The following is a 15,029-nucleotide window of genomic DNA, read 5'->3' as shown; positions in this document are numbered from 1 at the left end:
TTTATAGGTAAAGAGGAAATTTTTTCCTCAATAAAATGTAATATTCATCGTTTAGTTCCTCCCGAAGCCATGTTTTAAGAGGTAATTTTGAACCGCCTATTGCGTTGTAACCCAAAATAGTATTGTAGTTTTTTAAGCCCCACAACTTATTAATTGCTCCAAATTGCGCTTGTGATACTCCCGTGAGGGTTTCTACTATTAAGGTTTCGTCTGTCCCTGTGTAGCGGTTCATTGCTTCATAGAGTAATGATACTTTTTGCTTTGCAGAAAAGACAGGCGCACTGTTTATGTCGCCCTCGTCTATGAATTTCTTTTTGCTTCCTAATATGGATTTTCCGTTTTTGTTGGTCTTGGTAAGGAAATAAGCCCCAACCCCTAAAACAACTACCGAAACGCCTATAATTATTATTTTTTTCTTGTCCATCTTAAAAGAATCCTTGTATTAAAAATCTAAGCCTTGAAATGTCGTCTTCTTTGAACTGGTCTTGCAACCATTCTACTAAATTCATATTTACGAGTGTGGCTCCTCTTCTTTGTCCAAACTCATTGTACAATCGTATAAAACCGTTGTGGTTCAATCCCGTTAGATTTTTTTCGATTGTGGCATAGTTTGCACCAAAGCCTATCATTGCGGTGTAAATTGCTTCGGCTCTCGCTTTGGCTGTTGTCTGACTTATGTTGCTTGGTTTGTATCGGGGGTCTTCTTGAAGCTTCTTGAAACCCATAAATATTTTGTAATAAGCAAAAAAGCCTAACCCGCCTATAAGTGTAATTTTCAAAAGCAAAAAACCTAAATCAGTACCTTTTGCAATGGTTTTTTGCCCTTGTTCACTACTGGCATAAGCTACGAGTGCGGGGTTTTTTAATCCTTGTTTCATTTTTTAAGAGGTTTATCCTAAAAATCCCTTAATCATTCCGAAATTGTTTTTCAACTGCGAAATAGCATTGGGACTTTTGGAAAGTTCTGCCAGCTTTTGTAACACATCTAAATCCAATTTTGCCAATGCTTCTAAAGCTTCGGTTTTTGGTTTTATCTCAAAAGGAGTATTGATTTTAGTTTCAATATTTATATTCATTATGCTTGCCATAAGTTGTGCTTTTTTAAGAGTTCGGCTAGTTCTACCGAAAATTCGTTATTCGTATTAAGTCCAGTATTAATGTTGTACAATACACTCACAACGGTATCATCAAGTTGTTGCAATGTCGTTGCAAAGGTTTTTTTTGCGGGAGTTGTAAACTGCTCTACAGCTCCTGCAAGTCCTGCAGCTGCAGTACCATTAAACATTCCCGCCAATGCGGGTAATTGTTGCAACGCTCCCATTAACATTCCTTGATTTGCACTGCTTTTCTCACTGTTGTATTTTGTTTCAAGGCGTTCTTCTTTCAGTTCTTCTATGAGTTTTTTTTGCTCTTTGTTTTCAGCTTTCAAAATCTCACATTCAGTATGTAGTCTTGTTGCATCGTTTTTTGACACCATAAGATTCATAATGTCTAATGCTCCCAAACCAAAAGAGTTTTGCATCGGTTCAGCCAAAATCGGTTGTTGCACTTGTGGCATCGTTATTTGTGGAAATGTTTGTGATTGTGTCGTTTGCGTATTAGGCGAAAAATTAACTTTGAAACTCGCTCCCGTAACTTTATAAGAAGAACCGTTTTTGCGTTTAGGTGTTAGTTCCAATGCTTTGTGTCCATTTGCAAAAAGAGATTCAAAGAAATTTTCTGCGCTTTGGTGTTCCTGCATTATTTCAGTGTGAGTCTTATTGCGAAAAAGAAATGCATTCGTATCTAAATCGAAAACAGAAACGCAAGCGTACTGGTCGCTGTTGAGTTTTTCCATTAATAATTCTAATTCACGCATGAGGGTATAATTTTTTTGTAGATTATTTCTATTTTCTTTTCGTAACCTGCCAAAGCAGCGCTGGAGAAAACAACGTCAATATCAACGTCTGAAAATGTTCCGTCCGCAACTACAATAGTTTTGTTTTTTCCTGCTTTGAGTGTTGCACCGTTGAAAGTTGCATCAACATCCCCAACATTAAAAACTTCCATTGTGGTAACGTGTTCGATTTTGACACTTACATCTTCCTTAGTTACTAATATTACTGGGCTAGACTTTTGCATTTTTCTTCTATTATGCTGTAAATAACTACAGCATTAAAATACGTGTCCTTTGCAACGGCTGTTTTTGTTTTTGCAATGAAATTGAACGTTTTTGCGTTTGTTTCAAATTGCAAAGGTTTGTAGCTGTCGTGAAATCCTGCTCCCTCTCTACGTTTCCAGTGGTCTATGTGTGATGATTTTGCAACCGCAATTCCACTATCATCATTTATGGCAAATTCAGCCATATTATCAACATCTGCATGGTTTGTGTGAACTTCTGCTCCTAATACGTAGCCGTTTTCTAGTGCAGTTAAAAGCGTTGCTTCTTTTGAACCTTGTGGTATGATTAGGTTGATTACTTTCTCTTTGGTTTTCATTTCTTTTGTGAATAAAAAAAAGCCGTAAGCCTTACGCTTTACGGCTTTTTTGATTTAATGATTCCGTGTTTTTTTTAAACTTTTGCTTGGTGCGCTCTCATTTCAAAACGAATGTTTAAATCAGCTGCACCAGAAACAGAAACACCTTTTGGATATTCAATTTCAAACTCAAATTCCATATTTGATTGGATCAAAGGAGAAGTTGAGATATTTCTAAAAACTTCATTTGTACTACTCGGGTTTGAAATGTCACTCATTGGCATATCAAGCAAAATGTTTCCGTTTTGTTTGAGTCTGATTTCTGCATTTTGCAATGCTTCATCCAGTACGGCTGTTTGAGAGTATTTTTCACTTCTAACGTTTGCCGAAGCTGTCGTTCCTTTAAGAACTCTAATGCCATCAATGATGTAATCTCGTCCAGCGTTTAAACGATTACCGTCAAGATTGGTTACCCCAACTTCACGTTTTGTATTCACATCAATTAAGGCGATTGTTCCTCCTTGACCTCTCACGTTTACATTTAAGTAAAGCGTTTTATCGGTTAATGCTACTCTTCCTACGTGCGGAACTCCGTCTTGATCTTTTGCTTTAATTGTAGATACTGCTGACAATAATTCTTGTTTTCTGCTCATTTTTTTGTTTTTTACGGGATAATTCCCAGTTTTACACTTTTTATTTTTTGAATTCTTTTTTTAGCTGTATAATTCTTCCTCAGCCCTACAATCCGTAGATTTCTTCCTCAACTCCTTGCAATCCGTAGATTTCTTCTTCTACACCGTGCAATCCGTCTGCTTGTTCAAAAACATTTCCGTTTTCGTCCATAAACGTACCATGCAAACCCGATTCGTCATACTCGTAAACTTGGCCATCTGCACCCATCAAAGCACCGTGCAAACCGTCTTCATCTGGACAACCTAATCCAACCGCTCCACGCATAAACATTGTTGGCTTACTTGTTCCTGCAAGCTTTGCGTCTAAACTTTTGGTTGAAATTTTCTTAACAGCAATTAGTGCCTGTACTACTGCACTACCCATTAAAGCACCTCTCAAAGCGTTGTCTTTTGTGGATGAACCACTAACTTTTGTTGCTCCAAAAGCCGACGCTCCTGCAAGAACTACATTCATAATCGGGCTTTCCGACTGAGGCAATAACGTTCCTACGCCATTTGATACCATTCCGCCTAGTACCGCCCCTCCAATTGTTACTACTTCTTTATTCATTGTCTAATTTTTATTAATTACTTACTTCTTTCTTGTTGCTAAAAACCCTATTCCCACCAAAGCAACCGCTCCACCTACCAATAACAATGTGTTGTTTTTTGGAGTTGCAACTGCTCCTGTAGCTGTTGCGCTTGACTGTTGCATTTCTTCGGGCAATTCCTCATAAGGTTTAATTGGGGTAATTGCTCCTTGTGGTTGCAATTCCTCCATTGGTTCTGACTGGGTTTGCAAAGCTTCTGTACTTATAGTTTTTTGCCCAGTTGCTTGCTCTAATGCTTGTTGCGTTTTTGGTCCAAAATCACCATCAGGTTTCACACCAAGTTCTTCTTGCAATACTTTGACATCTTCGCCTTTACTTCCAATGGCTAGTGTTTTAGCAGCTTTCTTCTTTTTAAATTTTATAGGAAATTTTGCTTTTGGCTTTACTTTTGTTGCAACGGGTGCAACGGGTGTTTTCTTTGTAACAGCTTTTTTCTTTAGTAAGCCCTTTTTCTTTTTTACTGGTATTGCTTTTGCCCTTGGTTCTGAACTCGGTAAGGTTACACCCGCTTGACTTAAAACGGCACTTCCTACTTTTGATTTCCCCAGTTTCATCGCTGTTTTTCCTAGCTTTGAATCCAGTACTTTAGAAACGGTACCACCCGCTACAGGAATAAAACCTGCAGCAATTGGCGCAACTATTTTACCCACCTTACCCACCTGCTTAACAACCGTTTTAAGCTTTACTTTTTTTAATGCCTTTTTGACATTCAATTTTCCTAATCCAATTTCTGGACTTTCTGTACTGTCAAAATTGATTTGTTTAGCTTTAAGTTTAGGTCTTTGGTTTGGCTTACGGTGTCTTTTATTTAACAATAGTGTGTGTGGCGCAATCGCAATTTTTGCACCTTTCAAAAATTTTTTGAATCCTTTTTTTGGTTTTCCTAACCCATTTTCTCCCTCGACATTAATATGTATCATACTTTCTTTTTTTTATTTTTTTCCAAATAGAAAAATACCTGCCAAAAATGCACCTATACCTAAAGTTACTTTCTTGTTGCAACTTTTTGTTGCAACGGTTTTGCCTTTTGTTGCAACGTTTTTTCTTTTTGTTGCAACGGCTCTGTTTTTTGGTGCATTCAATCCGTAATGTGGTAGATTTACCTCTGTGTCGTGTGCCATTGTGTATATTGGTTCTCTGTTGTTACTCGTTGTACCGTCTATGATTAAGTAGCCGTCTTTTATGTTTCCCGTTTCTTGATTTAAAGGCACAATTACATAAACGTGCGTAAATAAATCAGGTCTAAAACTTGGCTGCTTAATTTGACGGATATAATGCCTTACGCCCATATTAGCAAGCAAACAACTAGCAAATATTGAGTAGCTTTTGCAATCCACTCCCTCAACTCTTTGCTTGAACGCACACGCAGGACTTCTCAGCATTTGTTCCGCTCCATCAGCTTTGTACTGAATATGGTGATATAAAAACCAGTAAATCCTATCGCAGGTTTCCTTAAGTGTTTCCTGTTGCAACAACGTTGCAACTTTCTTTGTTTGAAACTGGTATTTGATAACCATTTGCTTAATCATCCTCACGGAATCAAAAGTATTGCCGTTGCCCAGATTAGTCTTATCACAGCTAACCTTTGGAAACAACGGCTCATACTCTGTACCACTTAACAAATTTCTTCTTAACAAGTTATCAATGTTCATATTCTGTTCGTGCTTATTAATAGAGCGTTAGGCTGGTTAATCATTTCTGTGACTGCAAATATGTTAAGGAATTATTTGTACATAACCATTTAGAACTAGCACCAACGGGATACTGTTATTTTGCGACATTACGATACTTTACCAACCTTTTTGAACCATTACCAACTATTACGAAACAATATTGCATAAAAAAACCACGCTTTTACTGGCGTGGTTTGGTTTGTTGCAACGGTGTTGCAAAGGTGTTGCAAAAGTGTTGCAAATTTAGAGTTTGAAATAATTACAAAGTATGATAAATTCTAGTTTCGTGAAGTTTTGATATTGGAAAATCAAAAGGGGTTTTGGGCTTTTGCTCCAATCGCAATTGGTTATTTTGGGTTTCCAAGACTTCTATCATTAAAACCAAATCGTTAATTTGTTCTTTGAGGTTTTCTATACGCTGTTTTTGAGATAGTTTTTTCATCGTTATATTTTTTTTATCTCATAAACCACAAATAAAGTATCAAAGGGGTCGTTTCTTTTGGGTAAATGCTCGGTAGTTATCAAAAATTGAGGGATAATTGTACGCCCAAAAACATTGGTATAGCCGTTGGTTATTAGGTTATAAAGCTTGGTGTAATCAAAATTTTTGGCGACATCGACAATAGTAATTAAATTGGCGCTGGGATGCCATTTTTTTAACTCGAATTGCATATCAAAAAATCGTTTAGAAACTTTTTCGCCATCCATAACAATATGCTCACATCCTTTTTCTTGCTGTTGCAACAATCTAAAATGCAACTCGTAGGCACTTTTTCCTTTTTGAGCTTCACTTACAAATATCATTGATTTTGCTTTCATCACGCTACAGTTTTAGGGTTAAACAATTCTTTGTGGTTCAAAAAATAAAAGCAAAAGTGATAGCACTCGGTTACGGCTTCGTGGTTGAAGTTTTCGTCATCAAAATAACGCTTGGATTGAAAATAGTTCTGGAACATCAAGTTTAAGCCCTTAAGTAATTCTTTGTCTTTGCGGGCTTCCATAAATTCTCCCAATAAAGTTTCGGGAATTTGGTACAATAACTCATCGGTTATTTTAACTGGGGTGTTTTTTTCGTTGTTTAGCATTTTGAAAAATTTAACGTTAATAAATAGCAAGGCCGTTGCCTTAGGTGTGCTAAACAACGCTCCCAAAGGAGAGAAAATTTTCGGCTCTTTCGAGAACCCGACACCATAGCAACGGTTTGCTTATGATTTTTTTACGATAAAAATTTTTAGGATTTCTCCTCGGTAACGTTATTTAGCATTACAAACGTACACAAAAAAAGTATTGTTTTGCAAAAAGGGGTAAAAAAAGTTGCAAAAAAAATAAAACCGCCTGTTTTGGGGCGGTTTGTGGGGTGTTAAGGAAAGATTTTATAAATTTTCCCTCTAGGCGCTACTACAATAAAATCGATAACATTATCTATTATTTCAACTCCTATTCTGTAATCTCCTATTTTTATTCGATAATAATTTTTGTAACCTCCATTACTTTTTTAGTTTTTTAAATATAGTCGATCTCGATACTTTTATACCTGTCTTTTCTTGGTTCATCATTGCTCCCAAAAAATAATCTTCTTGCTGTTCTTGACTCAATATTTTTCCTTCTTCGCCTAATTTTTTTGCCAGTTCCAAAATAAATTTTGCGTTACTAGTATTCTTGGTATTTATTATTAAAGTATCCATAGCAATGTGTTTTAGATTTACAAAGATACAAAATGATTTGATTTTTGGATTCTAATAAATTTACCAACTATACCCTTTTGGCATTCCGAAAGTTTCTACCAATTCTTCAAACTCTCGTTCACTGATTTGTTTGGCTCTTACTTCTGAATCTCTTGGTAAGGAGCGAGACTCTTTTATAATGTCGTTTATTGTAGTTTGTATTCTTTTGTAAGTAATCCCCGCCCTTAAAAAAATATCAACGGCTTGTTTTTTTGTAGGTGCATTGGGTAACTTTTTGGGTGTAGTTTGGTTCATAATACAGTAACTTGGTTGATAATAGGTTTGGGTTTTGACTCCAAATTTATAAAGTTATTTTGATTAAATATTAATTTTAAGTAATTATTTTCTTTTAAATATACATTTATATATTTTGAAGCAAAAACCCTTTAAAAGGCTTTATTTTGATTCGTTTTGTTAAAAAAAGTTATTTTGAGCAAAAATCTATTTTAAGGCGGTTTCGTATAAGAAAGGTGTATTTGTCTTTCGCACCCTCTAATACTTTCTTAAAAAGCTTTATTTTCATTTCTTCGTCATTTAAGTACCTTGAGAGTTTGTTTGCTGTGGTCAATTTCGTGTTTTTGACTGGATTCTCTTTTGGGTTCTCCAGTACTCGGATGACAAAATTCTGATTGATAATTGCATTTGTAGGGTTGCTAGATTTGAGCGCCATAGTTAGGTGATTTTAATGTTTTTTTAGAGATAGAATTACATAGTTTTTTTGTAGTCCAAAATCATTGAAAATTGCTTCAATTGTCCTTGTGTAGACAAATCCAAATTCTATAATCGTGAATCGTATTAAATCACCTGTTTTAAAATCTCGGTCGTTTATTCTCAATTCCCAATCCTTTTTACCTTGAAAGTGAAGTTGGGCAAACTCATATTTTATTTTTAGGTCGTGGGTCATGGTTTTTTATATAAAAAAAAATGGTGTTAAAATAGGGGTGTATTAGGTAATAATTAGGTATTAAAAGGGTATAATGGTATAAATCTTGTTTTTACACCCTTTTTAAAGTAGTTAATTTTGTGATTCATTAGGACTGACATAAGCTTCGTTGTGAATTTCTTTTGGTAGTAAATCAAAAGAAACTACAAAAACATAGACCGATAAGGCAAAAGAAGAAAGAAGTATAAAGATCATTAATAGGGTTACACTGGTTTTATTAAATTTCATTTGTTTAGGTTTTTTATAAAATTATTTAAATCACTTATTTTTTTGGATGCTGATTTGAAAAAGTCAATTTGTAGGTTCATTGTTGAAATTTTTTCTTCTTTTTCTTTAATTATTTTTTTTAGTCTTTCGATGTCTTTTTTTTGTTCAAAATAATTATCTAAAGCAAAAAATAACATTTCGGGAACTGTTTTAAAATTTTGTTGCTTTTCTATCTGTTCCAGCTGTTTGCGCTGTGCAGGTGTAAAACTTCTGATGTATGTACTTTCTTTTATCATGTTGTTGAATTTGTAGATTTTTTTTGAATAGATCTGTTTCTGCAGTAATTCCAGGTTTGCTAAAAAATCTACTTTTTACGGATTAATTATAAAGCTATTTATAGAGGACATTTTTAAAGTTTTTTTTGGGTTATAATCAAAAACCAATCCTACAAAGTTTTTAATTTCTTGGATACCATCCCAAGAGAGAAACCCATCGCTATATTCTGCCATAGTAATAGGGACTAAATTTGGATAATCCTCTTTTCCAATTGCATCTACACTTTCAAAAACAGCAAAGCGATATACTTTTTCATAATGAAAACCACCTTCATCGTTTTTAAATTTTGCAAAACAATTTTTTGGGGCTTTGTGGGTTTCTTTAAATTTGTATTTAAATTCCATTTTTAAATTATTTTATTAGTTTGTTGTTTCTTCTAAAATGTCCACTGTATCAAAAATTCTAACAGGGACAAAAATTTGACCAGTAGAGTACAATTGTCTAAAATTGTGTATTTCAGTATTCTCATTAAAATAGAATGGTTGTGTACACATATTGCCATCATGGTTTTGTTGAAAATACAGCACTCCGATTTTTTTATTATCGTATTCGTCTGCAAAATCTTCTTTAATGGCTACTCTTAAATTCATTACAACTATTTTCATAACCAGTCAGGTAAATCGGTTTTAACTGTTTCAAAACTCATTTCGGGTTGCAGTTGTTGAGCGGTTGGTTCTGCAGGTGCTTCGGTTGTTTTATTTTCTTGAAATTGTTTGTCACTTAATTTCATATCAATAAAATAGTGCGGAACAACTTTACTGTTGTCGTATTTGCTCCTTATTTTCTTTTCAGTAAGTCCCCATTTTTTAATGGTGCAATACATCGATAAAGCTTCATTTATTTGTTGTTTTGTTTTCTTCCCTCCGTAGTCTTGAATGTACAATAGAGCTATCGAGGATTTTTCTATCCAAGCATTGCAGTTTTCGGGTTCTTCAAAAAATTTATCAAAAAAATCTTTGAGTTCATCGCCAATTTTTTGCCATAGATTACGCTCTATCATTGTGTTGTTTGGAGCATACATTTCAGTATCACAACTCAAATAAAATTGCAGGCATTGCAACAAAAAATTATAATCGTGGTTAAATTCAGATTCTTTATAATTTTCGTCAAATAAATCACGACCTAAAAAATCTGATATTTTTCTGCTAAAAACATAATCGTCTTCACTAGTAGCTTTGTGATAAAAATCAGAAGTGTAATAAGGCAAAATTCTACGTTCGCTACTACCTGATATTTCATTTGGGGTATAGTTGGTGGTTCCAACTATTTTGGCACTTTTGGCAAACGGAATATTGTATTTTACACCTCCTTTTTGGTTTGCTACTAAGTTGTCTGTTACCATTACATAAAACTCACGGTAATTTTGATACATCCCAATATCATCAAGATTTACAATTTGTGTATCAGGCGTAACACCATCATAAGGAAAGGCATCTTTTTTGATATTGTTAGCATCTATAACCGTGGTTTTCAAAAATAGATTGAGCATTTTTAAAATTACAGACTTACCAGTTCCTCCATGACTCCCTTTTATTGATTTTCCTTGGTGACTATCCATACCTAAAACTAAGTACGATTTTGAAGCTACTTTTTGTTGATGCAAAGCATATCCTAAACAATACATTTTGTTTAATAAGTGTTGTTCTTGTATTTGGTTTTCTTCGGGGTTTAGTTTTGTACTGTTTATTTTAAATTCGTTGGTATCTTGTTGTACTAAATCAGCATCTTTGCGCCAAAACATACGGCTAGTATTGATTAATACCTTTAGACAATTGCTTTCTAAACTGTTTATTTTAATGCGTTTTCGTTTTTCATCATCTTCAAAAACTTCAAAATAGGGTTCGGTAATTTTAAAAGGATGCTCAATTACATTATTGTCCCAAACCTGTACATTGTCATATTTTTTGTCTTTTATTTCGCTTATTCCCTCTTTGGTAATTAGAATTTTTTTGTTCTTAAAAAAATAAATTTGATGTTGTGTGCCGCTTGTTTTTCTTATATACTCAAAACTTGGTAAAGCTTTTAAAATGTGTTGATTAAAAAAATTAGATTTCACAACAGTGTTAAAAATTTCTGTACTGTAGTAGTTAGCATCTAGCCAATCGGTTACAAATCGTCTAACCTCAGTAGGTACGGTACGCTCTAGTATGTCGTTTTTTATAACTAGAAAATTGCCATCCTCTTCTTTGCCCTTTGCAATTACTTTTGTTGTGTCTTTTTCGAGACGAAAATTGTTGTATTTTAAAAAATGCAATGCCTTTTTAGGATTGATTTTGTAACCTGTTTTGGTTTTGTCCCAAAATTGAAATTCTAAGGCAACACTTTTTAGTTGTTCAAATTTGTATTTTACACTTTCTTTTCCAGCATATTTATTAGCGATTACCCAATCGGTCAAATCTTTTCCGTTAGTGCTAAAATTGGCGGGCAACCAAACGATTTTTATTTTAATAAATTCCATTCCCATTTTCACAGCCATTTTTACTCCTGTAGGGTCTAAATCGGGAACGTAGTAGATTTGTTTAGCAATTTTAGATAATCGGCTGTATTCGGCTTTGTTTATAATTTCGGATTCTGAATTGAACCAAATTACATTGTAACCTAATGATGTTAGATTTAAACCGTCTGAACCTCCCGAAGCGATAAATACTTCGTCCAGTTGCAACGATTCTAATTCTTTTCTAAATTCTTTTTTCTCGTGTTCCGAGTAAACAGGATCTTTTAAAACCTCCCAAATTTCTCTAATTCTGTTTTCTGCAACATCGTCAAACAGTTGTTCCCAGCCATATATAAAGCGTTGGGGTTTAGTGCCTATAAATGAATGCTTGTATTTATTGTTTGAAGTTGGGCAATATAATTTTACAAAATCATTTTTTTTGTGTCCGTAAATAGGGTATTCGGGGGTAGCTTCAATTTTAAGAAGTTTAACAGTTTGTGTTTCGCTATTTAAATAAACATTTTCATAGTTAATTAGCTGCACAAAATTATGATAACTAAAAGTTTCGCTGTCTCCAAAGGGAACTTTAAAGGCAATAGAAACCGTTTCAGCTTCTTCAATTTTCCAGCCAATTGGTTCTTTGGTGTCTTTGAAAGTAACTACGGGTTTGAAACTTGTTTTTTTGCCGTTTACCTCCAAATTGTATTTTTCAAAAAGCCATTTCATGGCTTGACCAGAGGAGCAATTGCGCTCTTTTTTTACGTGATTAATAATACTGCAACCCTCTTTACTAGAATGATTGTAAATTACAAATACATTGTTTTCTATTCCTTTGTTGTATAGGGTTGTACTTGGGGTATTTTCGATATGGGTTTTAAAGTGTTTGTTTTTGTTTTCTAAACCCTTGCTTTCGGGAAATACTTCATGCCAGTAGTCTAAACCGTTATTAGTAGCGTCCCAAAGTAATTGTAGGTTGTATGGTTGGTTAGTCATTTTTTAGGGGCTTTGATTTAAGGAAAAGGAATGTACTTTTCGGGCAAACTATTAATTCTATCGTTGCAAATTTCTATTAGGTCTCTATAGATAGTGTCAATTGCCCCTTTGTCCTCTTCTGAAAATATTAAACTCAAAGGCAGTAAATCCCTTTGGTGTTCAATCCTTTTTTTATAGGCTTCTAATTGTTTTTTTGTGGTTATGAATGCCATTACTTAAATAGTTGTTTTTTGATTTTTTCGAGTTCTTTTTGCTCTTCTCTAGTTTTGGCCACTAGTTTCGCAATTTCCAGTTCTACGGTTTCGTTGACCTGCGCTCCAGAAACAATGCGTTGAATAGAAGCTTTTGAAAACTCCTTACCTTTTGAATTATAAATTTCATTTTCGTTCAAGTGGTCAATGATTCTCTTGGAATAATGTTTTGTAAGTACTTCGGTAATTTTATTCTTTTGATTATCTGTTATCATATTAGTGGTATTTCGAGTTGTATTTGATAGTTGTAATTGTTTTGTAGTTCCAGTAAAAATTTATTTTGTAAATCATCATTATAAGGGACAAAAATTGTTTTCGTACTGGATTGATAGCGAAACAAACCCTTTATCTTTTGATGCAATCTGTACTTTCTGTAAATACTTTTTTTATCCGCTATCATTTGAATTCATTTTTTATAATTAATTATATAATTATTTGATTAATTAATTATACCTTGCTAATTGCTTTTGATTTGTTTTTTTAACTGTTTTCAATTCGTTTTCAATTACAAATATATAAAATATTACGTAATACGCAAATTAATCATACGTCATATGCAAATATTTTGCGTTTTAAATTTTAACCACTTGATTTTCAATGTTATATTTATATATGGAAGTTTCAGAACAGCAAATACTAAAAAACATACTGGAAATAAGGACTAAACAGCGTTTTACACAAAACTATTTAGGCGAACTTCTAGGTATAGACGGAGCAACTTATAGCCGAATAGAAAAAGGAGGTATTGCATTATCATACTCAAAACTTGCAGAAATTGCAAAGGCCTTGAATGTTTCCGCAATAGATATTATTACTTATCCTAAAATTTACATTGATAAAGACAATACCAATATTCAAGAAAGAATTTCGGTAACATTCGAAATATCATCGGATAAAAGAGAACATTTATTGAAAATGGTAACTGGAGAGAAATAATGATTGATGAAAGACAACAAAAAATAGAATTGTTATTATTGAATAATGGTTTCAAATTAAGTAATAAAAATGACAATTATTATACTAAAAATAACACTTCAATTCTTTTTAAAAAGGAATCTATATTCTTGTACATTAATAAATATTCTAAAAATTATTCGACTTGGGATTTAGGTCAGTACCCAACAGAAAATGAAATAAAAAATTTAATTTTTTTTTCAATTCTTGATAATAATGATAAAGTTTACTTGTATAAAAAAATCGACCCTCTTTACAGAAAATCTTGCAATAGAGATATTATAGAAAAAATATTAAATTTTGATAAACAAATTGAATTAATTGAAGCTAATTTTTACGAACATCAAATAGTTCAAATTAAAGCATTTCACAAAAGAAAGGTAATGTATTATTGTTTTAATGAAAAATGGGCATTAAATAAATTCACAATTTAGAACAAAAAAACGTATCAAGACTATTAGCTAAGTGGCTATGTAGTAACTAAATGATAGTAACAATAAAATAAATATGGTTGAAAACAATAATTCGGTTGAAATACTTGAAGATTTTGATAAGGAACTTTTAAAACAAGGCGTAACCGCCATTGCAACACTAGTAGAGCAATCATCGGTGATGGATAAACTAAGGTTAGAAAATCAAAGTAAGGAAATAGATAATATGATTATCCTTAAAGAACTCGATCTAAAAGAACTTGAATTAAGGCAAAAAAATTCTACTGATATGCGAGAGCATGTCAAAGGGTTCGATGTACGAAATAAAATTTATTCAATTGTATTGTTGTCTATGATATTGATTTTGGCAATTATATTGCAAAAATTTACAATTATAGACAAATCAGCATCAGCAACACTAATAATGGTTGTTGTAGGTGGGATTCTAAATAGTAATAAAGATTTTTTAGGAAAAGTATTTAACCGAAAGGAGTAGATTTAAAAATCTAACTCTTTAAGTTTTTCGTTTAACTTATCTATTTTGGAAGAAAAATATCCTTCTTTATAACCAAATATATACCCAACTGCATAAGCTAAAACAATTGATATTGTAATTTCCATAGTTTTTTATGTAAATATAGCAATTTAAGATCATTTTACAACTCGAACTAATGCCACGTTTGAAAATAAGCCAAAATTTCCTTTTTGGCTTATTTTTTTATTTTTTTTAAAGATTTGTTTCCAAAATTTAGGAAACAAAAAAATATTTGGAAACAAAAAGGAAACAAGAAAAAGCAGTAAAAACAAGGGTTTGCGGTTATGTTTCCAATGTTTCCAAAATTATTAATTTTAAATAGAGGGTTTAAAAGGGAGGGCAATAAAATTACTTTTTGAGCGGAGGGATTTTAGTGATGTCTTTTTTAATTACCGTCCCGAGGTGTAGAGTAGGGGTGTTTTATAAATGCGTACCCAATAAGGTATCAAATAAATACAAGTAGGCTTTTTTGCTCTTTGGTTTGCTGTCGCAACCAATTCACAAAAACCCCTACTTGTATTTATTTGATGAGTTTTATTCAATCGCTATGCTATTGAGCCTGTGTGTCAATATTGGGTTTAAAAACGGCTTATTTTGCGAAAAAAAGCAAGTTTATAAACCTTTAAAACAGCGTAAAGCCTTGCAGAGAGGGATTTCGCCCTCTGCGTCCTGTGTCGTAATTGTGTCAAATAACATCAAAATAGGGTGTTTTTTGAAATGTAAATTTTTGATAATGAGATTGTTATTTTTTGCAGTTTGGTAAGAAAAAATCCCTTCCTCTCTGCAGATTTAAACGTATTTTGCTTCTTA

Annotated in this window: 27 protein-coding genes; 3 read left to right on the top strand and 24 right to left on the bottom strand. The window is 33.1% G+C overall.

The features are described from left to right. Position 1 precedes the first annotated feature (1 nt). The 23 genes from OYT91_RS12055 to OYT91_RS11945 all read right to left on the bottom strand — a co-directional run bounded on the left by OYT91_RS12055 (position 2) and on the right by OYT91_RS11945 (position 12,514). On the bottom strand, positions 2 to 424 hold the full coding sequence (locus OYT91_RS12055; protein ID WP_281238158.1) for a hypothetical protein: 423 nt from the start codon (positions 422 to 424) through the stop codon (positions 2 to 4). Position 425: 1 nt separating this feature from the next. Next, on the bottom strand, positions 426 to 878 hold the full coding sequence (locus tag OYT91_RS12050) for a hypothetical protein (protein ID WP_281238157.1): 453 nt from the start codon (positions 876 to 878) through the stop codon (positions 426 to 428). A gap of 12 nt (positions 879 to 890) precedes the next feature. Then, complete coding sequence (locus OYT91_RS12045) at positions 891 to 1,088, bottom strand: hypothetical protein (protein ID WP_281238156.1); 198 nt, start codon at positions 1,086 to 1,088, stop codon at positions 891 to 893. Continuing rightward, positions 1,076 to 1,858 (bottom strand): hypothetical protein, encoded by a 783-nt coding sequence (locus tag OYT91_RS12040; RefSeq protein ID WP_281238155.1) that lies wholly within the window; start codon positions 1,856 to 1,858, stop codon positions 1,076 to 1,078. Before OYT91_RS12040 ends, OYT91_RS12045 begins: the two co-directional genes overlap by 13 nt. Then, positions 1,846 to 2,121 (bottom strand): hypothetical protein, encoded by a 276-nt coding sequence (locus OYT91_RS12035; protein ID WP_281238154.1) that lies wholly within the window; start codon positions 2,119 to 2,121, stop codon positions 1,846 to 1,848. The genes OYT91_RS12040 and OYT91_RS12035 overlap by 13 nt, the downstream gene beginning before the upstream one ends. Beyond that, positions 2,100 to 2,477 carry a hypothetical protein gene (locus OYT91_RS12030; RefSeq protein ID WP_281238153.1) on the bottom strand — a complete coding sequence of 126 codons (378 nt, stop codon included), beginning with the start codon at positions 2,475 to 2,477 and terminating at the stop codon, positions 2,100 to 2,102. Before OYT91_RS12030 ends, OYT91_RS12035 begins: the two co-directional genes overlap by 22 nt. Positions 2,478 to 2,551: 74 nt before the next feature. Further along, positions 2,552 to 3,109 carry a hypothetical protein gene (locus tag OYT91_RS12025; protein ID WP_281238152.1) on the bottom strand — a complete coding sequence of 186 codons (558 nt, stop codon included), beginning with the start codon at positions 3,107 to 3,109 and terminating at the stop codon, positions 2,552 to 2,554. 85 nt (positions 3,110 to 3,194) lie between these two features. Further along, complete coding sequence (locus OYT91_RS12020) at positions 3,195 to 3,698, bottom strand: hypothetical protein (RefSeq protein ID WP_281238151.1); 504 nt, start codon at positions 3,696 to 3,698, stop codon at positions 3,195 to 3,197. A 21-nt stretch (positions 3,699 to 3,719) separates the two neighbouring features. After that, entirely contained in the window at positions 3,720 to 4,658 is a 939-nt protein-coding gene (locus OYT91_RS12015; protein WP_281238150.1) for a peptidoglycan-binding domain-containing protein, read from the bottom strand. Positions 4,659 to 4,670: 12 nt separating this feature from the next. Beyond that, positions 4,671 to 5,390, bottom strand: coding sequence for a hypothetical protein (locus tag OYT91_RS12010; RefSeq protein WP_281238149.1), 720 nt, complete (start codon positions 5,388 to 5,390; stop codon positions 4,671 to 4,673). Between the two features lie 280 nt (positions 5,391 to 5,670). After that, positions 5,671 to 5,853, bottom strand: coding sequence for a hypothetical protein (locus OYT91_RS12005; RefSeq protein ID WP_281238148.1), 183 nt, complete (start codon positions 5,851 to 5,853; stop codon positions 5,671 to 5,673). Positions 5,854 to 5,855: 2 nt separating this feature from the next. Continuing rightward, positions 5,856 to 6,230 carry a hypothetical protein gene (locus OYT91_RS12000; RefSeq protein WP_281238147.1) on the bottom strand — a complete coding sequence of 125 codons (375 nt, stop codon included), beginning with the start codon at positions 6,228 to 6,230 and terminating at the stop codon, positions 5,856 to 5,858. Continuing rightward, complete coding sequence (locus tag OYT91_RS11995; protein WP_281238146.1) at positions 6,230 to 6,496, bottom strand: hypothetical protein; 267 nt, start codon at positions 6,494 to 6,496, stop codon at positions 6,230 to 6,232. Before OYT91_RS11995 ends, OYT91_RS12000 begins: the two co-directional genes overlap by 1 nt. A 402-nt stretch (positions 6,497 to 6,898) precedes the next feature. Continuing rightward, positions 6,899 to 7,096 (bottom strand): hypothetical protein, encoded by a 198-nt coding sequence (locus OYT91_RS11990; RefSeq protein ID WP_281238145.1) that lies wholly within the window; start codon positions 7,094 to 7,096, stop codon positions 6,899 to 6,901. Between the two features lie 60 nt (positions 7,097 to 7,156). Then, a complete protein-coding gene (locus OYT91_RS11985) occupies positions 7,157 to 7,390 on the bottom strand; it encodes a hypothetical protein (protein WP_281238144.1) in 234 nt (77 codons plus the stop codon). Between the two features lie 427 nt (positions 7,391 to 7,817). Further along, positions 7,818 to 8,039: a DUF3850 domain-containing protein gene (locus OYT91_RS11980; protein WP_281238143.1), complete on the bottom strand. Its 222-nt coding sequence runs from the start codon at positions 8,037 to 8,039 to the stop codon at positions 7,818 to 7,820. A 111-nt stretch (positions 8,040 to 8,150) separates the two neighbouring features. Beyond that, on the bottom strand, positions 8,151 to 8,306 hold the full coding sequence (locus OYT91_RS11975; RefSeq protein WP_281238142.1) for a hypothetical protein: 156 nt from the start codon (positions 8,304 to 8,306) through the stop codon (positions 8,151 to 8,153). Next, complete coding sequence (locus tag OYT91_RS11970) at positions 8,303 to 8,581, bottom strand: hypothetical protein (protein ID WP_281238141.1); 279 nt, start codon at positions 8,579 to 8,581, stop codon at positions 8,303 to 8,305. The genes OYT91_RS11975 and OYT91_RS11970 overlap by 4 nt, the downstream gene beginning before the upstream one ends. 75 nt (positions 8,582 to 8,656) lie before the next feature. Beyond that, positions 8,657 to 8,965 carry a hypothetical protein gene (locus OYT91_RS11965; RefSeq protein WP_281238140.1) on the bottom strand — a complete coding sequence of 103 codons (309 nt, stop codon included), beginning with the start codon at positions 8,963 to 8,965 and terminating at the stop codon, positions 8,657 to 8,659. Between the two features lie 15 nt (positions 8,966 to 8,980). Then, positions 8,981 to 9,211: a hypothetical protein gene (locus tag OYT91_RS11960; RefSeq protein WP_281238139.1), complete on the bottom strand. Its 231-nt coding sequence runs from the start codon at positions 9,209 to 9,211 to the stop codon at positions 8,981 to 8,983. An 11-nt stretch (positions 9,212 to 9,222) separates the two neighbouring features. Next, entirely contained in the window at positions 9,223 to 12,048 is a 2,826-nt protein-coding gene (locus OYT91_RS11955; RefSeq protein WP_281238138.1) for a primase-helicase family protein, read from the bottom strand. A gap of 17 nt (positions 12,049 to 12,065) precedes the next feature. Beyond that, complete coding sequence (locus OYT91_RS11950) at positions 12,066 to 12,260, bottom strand: hypothetical protein (protein WP_281238137.1); 195 nt, start codon at positions 12,258 to 12,260, stop codon at positions 12,066 to 12,068. Next, a complete protein-coding gene (locus OYT91_RS11945; protein WP_281238136.1) occupies positions 12,260 to 12,514 on the bottom strand; it encodes a hypothetical protein in 255 nt (84 codons plus the stop codon). The genes OYT91_RS11950 and OYT91_RS11945 overlap by 1 nt, the downstream gene beginning before the upstream one ends. 382 nt (positions 12,515 to 12,896) lie before the next feature. On the opposite strand from OYT91_RS11945, the gene OYT91_RS11940 reads away from it, so the two are divergent. The 3 genes from OYT91_RS11940 (at position 12,897) to OYT91_RS11930 (ending at position 14,180) form a co-directional block, all read left to right on the top strand. Then, a complete protein-coding gene (locus tag OYT91_RS11940; protein ID WP_281238135.1) occupies positions 12,897 to 13,235 on the top strand; it encodes a helix-turn-helix domain-containing protein in 339 nt (112 codons plus the stop codon). Next, on the top strand, positions 13,235 to 13,687 hold the full coding sequence (locus tag OYT91_RS11935; protein ID WP_281238134.1) for a hypothetical protein: 453 nt from the start codon (positions 13,235 to 13,237) through the stop codon (positions 13,685 to 13,687). The genes OYT91_RS11940 and OYT91_RS11935 overlap by 1 nt, the downstream gene beginning before the upstream one ends. 73 nt (positions 13,688 to 13,760) lie before the next feature. Continuing rightward, entirely contained in the window at positions 13,761 to 14,180 is a 420-nt protein-coding gene (locus OYT91_RS11930; protein WP_281238133.1) for a hypothetical protein, read from the top strand. Between the two features lie 2 nt (positions 14,181 to 14,182). On the opposite strand, the gene OYT91_RS11925 is transcribed toward OYT91_RS11930, so the two are convergent. Beyond that, positions 14,183 to 14,305: a hypothetical protein gene (locus OYT91_RS11925; RefSeq protein WP_281238132.1), complete on the bottom strand. Its 123-nt coding sequence runs from the start codon at positions 14,303 to 14,305 to the stop codon at positions 14,183 to 14,185. Positions 14,306 to 15,029 lie beyond the last annotated feature (724 nt).

The organism is Flavobacterium praedii, from assembly GCF_026810365.1.
Taxonomy (GTDB): Bacteria; Bacteroidota; Bacteroidia; order Flavobacteriales; family Flavobacteriaceae; genus Flavobacterium; species Flavobacterium praedii.
The sequence above is the reverse complement of the archived record's forward strand: the minus strand, read 5'-3'. Positions and strand labels throughout refer to the sequence as shown.